Raw genomic sequence first — 9228 nt, 5'->3', positions numbered from 1 at the left:
AGCGTCGAGCTCACCTGCGTCGACCCCTTCGCATCGGCACGCTGACTTTGAGGACGCCTGCCTGGTGGGTCGCAGGTATGTGTCGGCCCGCCGGATCCGGGTTTGCCGCTGTCAGTGATGGCTGCGGCCACTGGTTCCCTTCGGGGACTTCCTCGCCTACGACTCGGATGAAATCCTCGCCCTGGCACCGTGACCGGCCACTCTCGGCCTGAACCGGGCAGCCGGTGCTGGGCGAGATGCTCCTGACTTCGACCGACGCGCGGTGGGCCAGGCTGCACTGCGTGCGTTGGCCTCAGAGCCAAGCGGGATCGCATTCCACGGTGGTGGGGTCGAGGGTGGCGAGCAGGTCGAGTTGGGGCTGGGTGCGGGGGAGTTCGTATCGGTAGAAGTAGCGCGCGGTGTGTCGCTTGCCTTGCCGTAGGTGGTCTTCGCCGGTGCCGGCCGCCAGGAACTGTTCGAGCCAGATCCAGGCCAGCACGATGTGACCGGTCGCTTCGAGGTAGAGCGAGGCGTTCGCCAGTCTCAGGGCCGCGTCGGGTTCGGTGTTGACCTGCCGGGTGACTTCGATCAGGCGGTGCAGATGGACGTCCAGCTGGTGGCCGAGGTCGGCCGCTTCACCACCTGCTGCGGCCGCCTTGTCCAGGGTGGACCGGATCAGCGATTCCAGCTCCCGGAGTGCGGCGCCGCCCGCGATCGTGGTCTTGCGGCCGAGCAGGTCGATGCCCTGGATGCCGTGGGTTCCTTCGTGGATCGGGTTGAGGCGGTTGTCGCGGTAGTGCTGCTCGACGTCGTACTCGCGGGTGTAGCCGTAGCCGCCGTGGATCTGGATGGCGAGGTCGTTCGCGTGCAGGCACCACTGTGCGGGCCAGCTCTTCGCGATCGGGGTGAGGATGTCCAGGAGCAGGGTGAGCCGGTCGCGTTCCTCGGCGGTTGTCGCGGTGCGTTGCTCGTCGATCGTCTTCCCGCAGAAGAGGATCAGCGCGAGTGCTCCCTCCACAAAGGACTTTTGCGCGAGCAGCATCCGGCGCACGTCCGCGTGCTCGGCCAACGGCACCTGCGGCGACTCCGGGTCCTTCGCGCTCGGTGCCCTGCCCTGCGTCCTGGTGCGGGCGTAGTCGAGTGACTTCAGGTATCCGGTGTATCCCAGTGCGGTCGCGCCGGCTCCGACGCCCACTCGGGCCTCGTTCATCATGCGGAACATGTAGGTGAGCCCTCGGTGCGGTTCGCCGACGAGGTAGCCCACGGCTCCCGGGCTTCCGCCGGGCAGGTGCACTCCCTCGCCGAAGTTGAGGACCGTGTTGGTGGTGCCCCGGTAGCCCATCTTGTGGTTGAGCCCGGCGAGGACGACGTCGTTGCGGGCGCCTGCCTTACCGTCGTCCTCGACCAGGTACTTGGGCACCACGAACAGGGAGATGCCCTTGACCCCGGCCGGCCCTCCGGGGATCTTTGCCAGCACGAGGTGGACGATGTTCTCGCCGAGGTCGTGCTCGCCTGCCGAGATCCACATCTTGTTGCCGAAGATCCGGTAGGTCCCGTCCGCCTGCGGTTCCGCCCGGGTGGTGATATCGGCCAGTGAGGAGCCGGCCTGGGGCTCGGAGAGGCACATCGTGCCGTGGAAACGGCCCTCGAACATCGGGCGCACGAACTTGTCGACCTGTTCCGGCGAGCCGTGTTCGAGCAGGAGCCCGGCATTGGCGATCGTGAGCATCGCGTAGCTCCAGGTCGCGATGTTCGCCGCCGCGAACCAGGCGGCACAGGCGGACTGCACCACCTGGGGCAGTTGGAGACCGCCGGCCTCGGCGTCGGCGGTGGCCGCCAGGACCCCGGTCTCGGCGAGGGCGTCGAGCGCCACCTTGACCTCGGGGTTGAGCCGGACCTTTCCGTCGACGAGCACGGGTTCGTGCGTGTCGTTCTTCTTGTTGTGCGGTGCGAACAGCTTCTCGGCGAGGTCGGCGCAGACGTCGAGGACGGCGTCGAACGTCTCCCGGGAGTGGTCGGCGAAGCGCGGCCGGGAGGTCAGCGCCTCCACGTCGAGCCAGTCGTAGAGCAGGAATTCGATGTCGTTGCGGGACAACAGCAAGGATTGCGGGGACATGGTGCTCCGGGGGATCGAGGTGTTGGGGGCCCGGTCAGCGGGGAAGACCGCCGGTGAGGTGGGTCACCACCACGCTGCGGACGGTGAAGCCGAAGGTGAGGTTCCCGGTCACGAGCACTCCTGAGGTTACTGATTGATTAGTAAGTACCAGGCCTCCTCGTTCGCGAGCAAGGGGTGATGGTGAAATGGAGACCCGGAGCACGGCGAGGGACGGGGAGCATGACGATCGAGACCGAGGTGGCGCGGGCCGCGGAGGCGGGTCAGGAGATCCTGCGCGCCCGGGATTCCTGGTCCGATCTTCCGCCGACCGCGCGCTCGATCGTCCACTCGGCCCTGGATTCCTTCGCGGACCGCGGTTTCAACGCGACGACTCTCAAACACATCGCCGCGGGAACCGGTCTGAGCACCGCCGCGCTCTACGTCCACTTCGGCTCGAAGGACGAGCTGTTCTTCGAGATCAGCCGGCGAGGACACGAAAGCGCGCTCGCGATCGTCGAAGCCGCTTCGATGCTGAGCCCGGCGGAGCACGCCTTCCGGACGCTGGTGTACGCGTTCGCCCGGTGGCATGCCGAGCAGCGGACGACGGCCCGTGTCGTGCAGTACGAACTGCACGCGCTCTCCGGTGAGCACGCGGAGACCGTCGCCGGAATCCGCCGGGCCACCGAGCAGGTGGTTCGTGAGGTCATCACCAGGGCATCGGGGCCGGGCGCGCCGGAGGACCCCGAACTGCGCGGGGTCGGCGCGGCGATCCTCTCCCTGGGGATCGATGTCGCGCGCTGGTTCGTTCCCGGAGCGCCTTACACCCCCGACGAGATCGGGCGGCTCTACTGCAGACTGGCGACCCGGTTGTTGCGGCCTGACGTGTTCTGAGCCAGGGCGTGGCGGGTGCGTGCGGGATCGGTGCTCATGCCGTAAACGGCAGCCCAGCGCAGGGCTGATCGACTCAGAACGTGGCGATCGGGTTGACGGGGCTGCCGGACGTACCGGCGAAGCGGACCGGCGCGACTGCGAGGTGGAAGTCCCACTGGCCGAGCTCGGCAGCTGTCGTCGCGCACATCTCCAGGTCGCAGTTGTCGAGCAGCCACAGACCCATCGCAACGAGGCTCACGGCGTGAACCGGCATCAAGACGTCTTCGTACCCGGACGGCTGAACGTCTTGGGGGGTGTCGGCGCCGATCAGCGCGACCTCCCGTTCGTGAAGCCAGGGCAGGCAGGACGCGTGCCAGCCGGCCTGCGTGAAACCGCCGGTCTCACCGGCCTCGTGCCGGACACGGCCGTAGCCGGTCCGCAGGAGTACCGCATCGCCGGATCGCACCCGCACGCCCTGGCGACGCTCGGCCTCCTCGAGATCATCGGGAAACACACCCTGCCCCGGTTCCAGCCACGGCACATCGCGGACCCTCGCGATGTCCAGCAGGACACCACGCGTGATGATCCCGTTCGCCGCCGCCGTGACGGCCGCCCACGCCGATCCCGTTGCGGCGCCGACCAACGAGTGTGACCGCCCGTTGTACATCGTGCCGTCCCAGAAGAGGTGGCACGGCGAGTCGACGTGGGTGACGGTGTTGCCGTGGAACGTGATGCCGAGCCGCTCGGACGAAAAGCCCCAGCGGCGGTCGGCGCGGAATCCGGGCGCCGGCATGTGCTCGGCGCCCGGCATGTCCGCGGCGCACGGGCAGGTCGTCGTCGACCGCTCCATGTCCTCCGGTACGGCCACCTCCCAGGCGCACGACACGCTCCTGCCGTGGCGCACGGCCCGCGCCGCCGCCAGCCGGACGTCGTCGGTGATGTGGTTCAGCGTGCCGAGTTCGTCGTCGTCGCCCCACCGTCCCCAGTTCGACAGCGTGCTGAAGTACCCGAGCACGTCGTCCTGTGTGGGCATCGGTCGCCCTGCCGTCATCCCAGCATCGACTCCTCCGGTCACGTGGTTCGAGGCACCAAGGCTATCCGGATGAGGGGAAAGAACGTCCGCGTGCCAACCGCGTGGGTGTTCCTTCGCGTCCGCCGTGTCTCTTCAGCCGCGCGCCTACCGCTCCCGGACGGCGTAGGTCAGGTGCGTCACCCTCGGGGAGGACTCCGCGCGGACGGGCTCCAGGGCTATGCGGTCCGCGTCCACACCCTCGAACAGGCGGATTCCGGTGCCGAACAGCACGGGCGACAGCGCGATCGAGAATTCGTCGATCAAACCGGCGTTCACGTACTCCAGGATCGTCGCGCCTCCGCCCGAGATGCGGACGTCGAGGTCGCCGGCGGCCTCGCGGGCCTGGTCGAGCGCGGACTCGATGCCGTCGTTGACGAAGTGGAAGGTGGTCCCACCCGGCCGCTCCCAGGGATCACGCTTCTCGTGGGTCACGACGAAGACCGGCGTGTGGAACGGCGCCTCCTCCGGCCAGGCCTGCTCGCCGAGGTCGAACATGCGCTTGCCCATCACGCTCGCGCCGGTGCGCTCGAACGTTTCTCGCACGATGTCGTTGTCGCGCCCCTCCTCGCCGCCCTCGCCGAGCTTCAGGTTCTCCCGGAAGTACCGCTGCGGGAAGATCCACTGCTGCAGTTCCCTCCACTGCGCCGTCCAGCGCTGCGCGTCGGGCTCGTCCGTGCGCTCCTCGGGCGCGACGAACCCGTCCAGCGACATCGACACGCTGAAGAACACCTTCCCGGCCATCAGCGCTCCGCTCCCTTCCGAACGATTTCGGCGACGTAGGCAGCCAGGTTGCCCAGGGTCTGCCGGCCACCCTCGATCGCGTGGTACTTCTCGACCGCCTCGTCGCGCAGTTCCTTGGTGGGGAACACCGTGTACATCTCGATCCGGGTCGCCGCACCTTCGGGCTCGAACCTCAGGACCGACTCGAAGGCGTTCGTGTCGCCGCGGGACTCACCGTGCAGCAGCGCGATCCGCTCCGGCGGGGCGATCTCGGTCCAGGAGATCCACTCGGGGTAGTCCGTCCCGTCCGGTCCGTGCATCACGAAGTCCCACTCCCCGCCGACGCGGAACTCGAACGACCGCGTGGTCGTGGTGAACCCATCCGGCCCCCACCACCGGGACAGGTGCCGGACTTCGGTGAACGCCTCGAACACCAGCTCCCGTGGGGCGTCGATGACCCGGGATATCACGATCTCCCGGTCGGCCGTCGCGGACTGCGCCGGCGCTCCTGGTCCCGTCGCGCTCATCAGCTATTCCTCCTGCCTTTCCTGCTTGAGGTCCTGCACGTATGCGTCCAGCCGGTCGAAGCTCTCGTTCCAGAACCGCTCGAACCCGCCGGTCCACTCGTGGACCGGCCGCAGCCCGCGGGCGTCAAGGCCGTAGAGGCGCTGCTTGCCTGCCTTGCGGTCCCGCACCAGCCCCACCTCCCGGAGCACCCGCAGGTGTTTGGACGCCCGCGGCTGGCTCATCCCCAACTCCCGGGCCAACTCGGTCACCGGCCACTCACCCGCCCGCAACAGCGCCAGGATGTCCCGGCGCTGCGGCTCGGCGATCGCGTTGAAGACATCCGACGTCGTCGCTGCTCGTGCCACGACCGCCATCATATGCCCATATCGGCACGCGTCAAGCCCGGCGGGCGCCACGCGGCCCTCCGTGGGCTTTGACGAGGGATTGCTGTGGTGAAGGACCTGGTAGGAGCGGTGATGGCACAGCGGTTGGCCGGGATTGTGACCCCGATCGGTCAGCGCCTGCCAGAACTCGGAACTTGCCTTTGACCTGCGGGGCAGGGGTTAGTGTCGCCCGGCCGTGCGAGAAGCACGGCGTCGACCGTGTCAAGGAGTCAGCTTTGCCATCCCTGCCCCGACTGTCCCGGGAGGTCCGGCTCGCCGTCACGCCGGACGGCCTGCCACAACCGGAACACTTCGTCATTGTCGATACACCCGTGCCGGCCCTCCAGCCTGGACAGGTACTCGTGCGGAACCGGTTTTTCCAGGTATCCGCGCGGCTGCGCCCGCTGCTGTCGGGCGCCACCGAGGGCACCCCGCTGCCCACGGTGCGCCCCGGCGACTCGCTGCCCTCGGCAACGATCGGTGAGGTCGTCACCGCACCCGGCGACAGCGGGCTGCGTCCCGGCGAGTTGGTGGCCCACTGGCTGGGCTGGCGGGAGTATGCGGTCCTGCCTGCCTCGGACTGCGCGCCACTCGGTGACGCATTGCCCGATCCCGTCGCCCACCTCGGATCGGGGTGGACGGCGTACACCGCGCTTACCCGATACGGCCGGCTCAAGCCGGGCGAGACCGTACTGGTCACCGGCGGAGCCGGCGGCGTCGGCTCGCTGGCCGGTCAGATCGCCCGCCGGCTCGGCGCGGCCCTGGTGGTGGGCACCACCGGCACGCCGGAGAAAGTCGACAAGATGCGCTCGGAGTTGGGCTACGACGCGGTCCTCATACGCGGCGCGGCCCCTTTCGCGACGCAACTGGCCCAGGCCGCACCCGACGGCATCGACGTCCTCGTGGACAACGTTGGCGGCGATCAGTTGCGGGCGGCGGCCGCCGCCGCCCGGCCCGGAGCGCGGCTTGTTCTGGTCGGAACCTTGGCAGGCCAGTTGTCACCGCACGGTTCCGGCGGCAGCGCTCCGGTCGAGTTGGACGCCTTCCAGCTCATCCTCAAAGGCATCACCATCCGCGGCCTCGTCGACCCGCGCGACCCGGTTGCCCGCTCGGACTGGACCGAACGGTTCGGCGATTGGCTGCGATCCGGTGAGATGACCTTCCCGCACGTGCGCGTGCAGGGCATCGATCGCGCGGCGCAGGCGTTGCTCGAGGTGTTCAACGGACTCCACCTGGGGACCGTCGTCGTGGAGCTTTAGCAGACCGGAGGATTGATGAGGATCGGTGATGCCGCCGCGGCCGCTGGCACGACGCCTCGCGCGTTGCGCTTCTACGAACAGCGCGGACTGCTGCCCCCGCCGCCGCGCACACAGACCGGGCAGCGGCAGTACGGTGCCCGGGAAATCGCACGCGTGCGGATCATCCGCGAGCTGTTGTCGCTCGGGCTCACCGTCGAGGACGTCCGCGCCTGTGCCCATCGTCTGCACCTGTTGGAGGAGGACGCTCTGCCGCAGTACGGCGAAGGCGTTTGCACGCGGACCAGTGGGGTCGTGGAGCGGCGCATCGCCGCGCTCGACGCCGAAATCGGGCGTCTCACGCGCCTGCGCGACCAACTGGCCGCACGGACCGGGATACCCATCCCGCTGGAGCACACCGAACGTCGCGTCAGCGCAGTTCCGTCTGCCTTCGGGTAACTGAAGTGGACGCGCCTTCCGCGGAGTTCAACCGGACCGCCAGGTAGTGGTGGACTTCGGTGACCGTTCGCGGTTGCCTGGGGTCGCTTGCCATGCCCTGCTTCCTGGTATCGAATGATGTCCGGAGCTGTTCTGAGGCAATGGGTTTGGTGGGTAGGAGGGCATGGCAGCCTACTCAGGCGTCCGGAGGGCCTCCGTGGTCGCCCAGCCGGCCGACCCGCGCTGTTGCTGATTTGCCTGACCGAAGGGGGAGTGGTCGGTGACCACGGCGACGGACCCGTATCGCCTGCTCGGGCGTGGCTATGCCGACGTGCGGCGACCTGACCCGCGCATCGCGCGCTGTCTGTACGCCGCGCTCGGTGACGCCGCCACCGTGCTGAACGTGGGCGCGGGCGCGGGCTCGTACGAACCGGGGGATCGGCATGTGCTGGCGGTGGAGCCGTCAGCCACGATGCTGGGCCAACGACACCCGGGATCGGCGCCCGCGGTGCGTGCGGTCGCGGAGGCGTTGCCTTGCGCCGACGACGGGTTCGATGTGGCGGTGGCCTGGCTGACCGTGCACCACTGGCGTGATCCCGCCGCCGGGCTGGCCGAACTGCGCAGGGTCTCCCGGCGGCAGGTGGTGCTCACCTGGGATGTCGAGATCATGGCTCGGTACTGGCTGGTCGCCGACTACCTTCCCGAGATCGCGGAGCGGGAGCGAGGTCTGGCCACGCTCGACGCCGTGATCGATGGGCTGACCACTCCCGGTCGCCGCGTCGACGTCCAGGCGGTCGACGTTCCCTGGGATTGCACCGACGGGTTCCTCGCCGCGTACTGGCGCCGGCCGCACCACTACCTCGACGCGGCGGTGCGAGCGGGCATGTCCGGCGTCGCGTCACTGCCCGATACCGTGGTGAGACCCGCTCTTGCCCGGTTGGCCGACGACCTGCGCACCGGCGCATGGCACCGCCACCACCGCGACCTGTCCGGCCGGGACTCGCTCGACGTCGGCTACCGACTGGTGGTGGCCTCCTGAACAGCGCTGAAGCGCAGCACCAGGTTGATCGGTTGGCTGGGCTGCGCCGAATCGGGGCGGCCCAAAAAAGACGATCATCTCGGAATCTCTTCAAAAGAAGGCGTTCTAGCGAACCGCCCGATGGGCGAACAACTCTCAACCGGCGGGCGTGAAGGCGACGACGCGCAGCCTGGTCAGGGCGTCGTGGGCGGACGCGGCGGCGGGGTCGAGGGGGATGCCCATCACGGGTGCCAGGCGTCGCCAGGCACGGGGATGCCGGACGCGGTAGGCGCGCAGCGTCCGCACCGTTTCGTCGAGTTCGAGGAGGCGGTGACGGGGGCGTGTCCAGTGTTGCCGTCCGATCCTGAGTTCGAGGGCGGGGGTGGCGGTGATGTTGCGGTACCAGTCGCTGTTTTCGCCCCAGGCGGAGACGACCACCGCTTCCGGTTGCCGGGGATCGTAGGCGACGACTTCCAGGACGGTTTCGCGCCGCAGCCCGGACTTTCGTCCTTTGTGGACCAGGTAGAGCAGTCGATGCCCGAACAGGGCGCCGAGACCGGTCCGGTAGAGCGCGATGGGGGCGCGGAAGAAGGCGCGGAGGAGGCCGCGGGGCGCATGGTCGACGAGTCTCATGCTCGCTCCTGGCCGTGGAGTGCGGTGAGGATCGACTGGTGGGTGATCCAGCCGCTGAGGGTGCGGGTTTCGGGGTCGAGAACGGGAAGGCCGGTGCCCTGGGCGCTGGTGAGGGCGTCGAGTGCTTCGTTGAGGGTCGATTTGCGGGTGAGAAGGGGTGGCAGCTGCGCGAGGTCGCCGACGGTGCGCGCGGGTGTCTGGTCGTTGCTGAGGGTTTCGGCGACGGCTTGGGCGGTGACGCAGCCCTGGTAGTCGCCGCCGGGGCCGAGGACGGGGAG

General features: G+C 68.8%; 11 protein-coding genes. 4 read left to right on the top strand and 7 right to left on the bottom strand.

Annotation, left to right across the window (positions count from 1 at the left end):
* Positions 1–292: 292 nt before the first annotated feature.
* Positions 293–2095 (bottom strand): acyl-CoA dehydrogenase, encoded by a 1803-nt coding sequence (locus tag FNH05_RS24235; RefSeq protein WP_144591014.1) that lies wholly within the window; start codon positions 2093–2095, stop codon positions 293–295.
* A 219-nt stretch (positions 2096–2314) separates the two neighbouring features.
* On the opposite strand from FNH05_RS24235, the gene FNH05_RS24230 reads away from it, so the two are divergent.
* Entirely contained in the window at positions 2315–2965 is a 651-nt protein-coding gene (locus tag FNH05_RS24230; protein WP_144591013.1) for a TetR/AcrR family transcriptional regulator, read from the top strand.
* Between the two features lie 73 nt (positions 2966–3038).
* On the opposite strand, the gene FNH05_RS24225 is transcribed toward FNH05_RS24230, so the two are convergent.
* The 4 genes from FNH05_RS24225 to FNH05_RS24210 all read right to left on the bottom strand — a co-directional run bounded on the left by FNH05_RS24225 (position 3039) and on the right by FNH05_RS24210 (position 5608).
* Positions 3039–3995, bottom strand: coding sequence for a cyclase family protein (locus tag FNH05_RS24225; protein ID WP_246127918.1), 957 nt, complete (start codon positions 3993–3995; stop codon positions 3039–3041).
* 126 nt (positions 3996–4121) lie between these two features.
* The gene (locus FNH05_RS24220; RefSeq protein WP_144591012.1) at positions 4122–4757 is read right to left on the bottom strand and encodes a dihydrofolate reductase family protein; all 636 of its coding nucleotides are present in this window, start codon (positions 4755–4757) and stop codon (positions 4122–4124) included.
* Positions 4757–5263, bottom strand: coding sequence for an SRPBCC family protein (locus FNH05_RS24215; RefSeq protein WP_144591011.1), 507 nt, complete (start codon positions 5261–5263; stop codon positions 4757–4759). The genes FNH05_RS24220 and FNH05_RS24215 overlap by 1 nt, the downstream gene beginning before the upstream one ends.
* Positions 5264–5266: 3 nt before the next feature.
* Positions 5267–5608, bottom strand: coding sequence for an ArsR/SmtB family transcription factor (locus FNH05_RS24210; RefSeq protein WP_144591010.1), 342 nt, complete (start codon positions 5606–5608; stop codon positions 5267–5269).
* A 254-nt stretch (positions 5609–5862) separates the two neighbouring features.
* Here FNH05_RS24210 and FNH05_RS24205 point away from each other — a divergent pair, with 254 nt between their 5' ends.
* The 3 genes from FNH05_RS24205 to FNH05_RS24195 all read left to right on the top strand — a co-directional run bounded on the left by FNH05_RS24205 (position 5863) and on the right by FNH05_RS24195 (position 8338).
* Positions 5863–6885 carry an MDR family NADP-dependent oxidoreductase gene (locus FNH05_RS24205; protein ID WP_144591009.1) on the top strand — a complete coding sequence of 341 codons (1023 nt, stop codon included), beginning with the start codon at positions 5863–5865 and terminating at the stop codon, positions 6883–6885.
* Positions 6886–6900: 15 nt separating this feature from the next.
* Positions 6901–7320, top strand: a complete 420-nt coding sequence (locus tag FNH05_RS24200; RefSeq protein ID WP_144591008.1) for a MerR family transcriptional regulator — start codon at positions 6901–6903, stop codon at positions 7318–7320.
* Between the two features lie 259 nt (positions 7321–7579).
* On the top strand, positions 7580–8338 hold the full coding sequence (locus FNH05_RS24195; protein ID WP_144591007.1) for a class I SAM-dependent methyltransferase: 759 nt from the start codon (positions 7580–7582) through the stop codon (positions 8336–8338).
* A gap of 135 nt (positions 8339–8473) precedes the next feature.
* On the opposite strand, the gene FNH05_RS24190 is transcribed toward FNH05_RS24195, so the two are convergent.
* Positions 8474–8950 carry a nitroreductase family deazaflavin-dependent oxidoreductase gene (locus tag FNH05_RS24190; protein WP_144591006.1) on the bottom strand — a complete coding sequence of 159 codons (477 nt, stop codon included), beginning with the start codon at positions 8948–8950 and terminating at the stop codon, positions 8474–8476.
* A partial coding sequence (locus FNH05_RS38235) for a CBS domain-containing protein (RefSeq protein ID WP_483964228.1) occupies positions 8947–9228 on the bottom strand: 282 nt, incomplete at its 5' end. The genes FNH05_RS24190 and FNH05_RS38235, both read right to left, overlap by 4 nt.

The sequence above is a fragment of the Amycolatopsis rhizosphaerae genome (assembly GCF_007713715.1).
GTDB lineage: Bacteria > Actinomycetota > Actinomycetes > Mycobacteriales > Pseudonocardiaceae > Amycolatopsis_E > Amycolatopsis_E rhizosphaerae.
Note: the sequence above shows the minus strand (reverse complement) of the source record. Positions and strands in the feature narration are given on the sequence as shown.

What these genes read in the sequence shown, in the direction of transcription:
- FNH05_RS24220 (WP_144591012.1), bottom strand. Translation starts at nt 4,757, where the DNA reads ATGGCCGGGAAGGTGTTCTTCAGCGTGTCGATGTCGCTGGACGGGTTC.
- FNH05_RS24190 (WP_144591006.1), bottom strand. Translation starts at nt 8,950, where the DNA reads ATGAGACTCGTCGACCATGCGCCCCGCGGCCTCCTCCGCGCCTTCTTC.
- FNH05_RS24200 (WP_144591008.1), top strand. Translation starts at nt 6,901, where the DNA reads ATGAGGATCGGTGATGCCGCCGCGGCCGCTGGCACGACGCCTCGCGCG.
- FNH05_RS24230 (WP_144591013.1), top strand. Translation starts at nt 2,315, where the DNA reads ATGACGATCGAGACCGAGGTGGCGCGGGCCGCGGAGGCGGGTCAGGAG.
- FNH05_RS24225 (WP_246127918.1), bottom strand. Translation starts at nt 3,995, where the DNA reads ATGACGGCAGGGCGACCGATGCCCACACAGGACGACGTGCTCGGGTAC.
- FNH05_RS24215 (WP_144591011.1), bottom strand. Translation starts at nt 5,263, where the DNA reads ATGAGCGCGACGGGACCAGGAGCGCCGGCGCAGTCCGCGACGGCCGAC.
- FNH05_RS24235 (WP_144591014.1), bottom strand. Translation starts at nt 2,095, where the DNA reads ATGTCCCCGCAATCCTTGCTGTTGTCCCGCAACGACATCGAATTCCTG.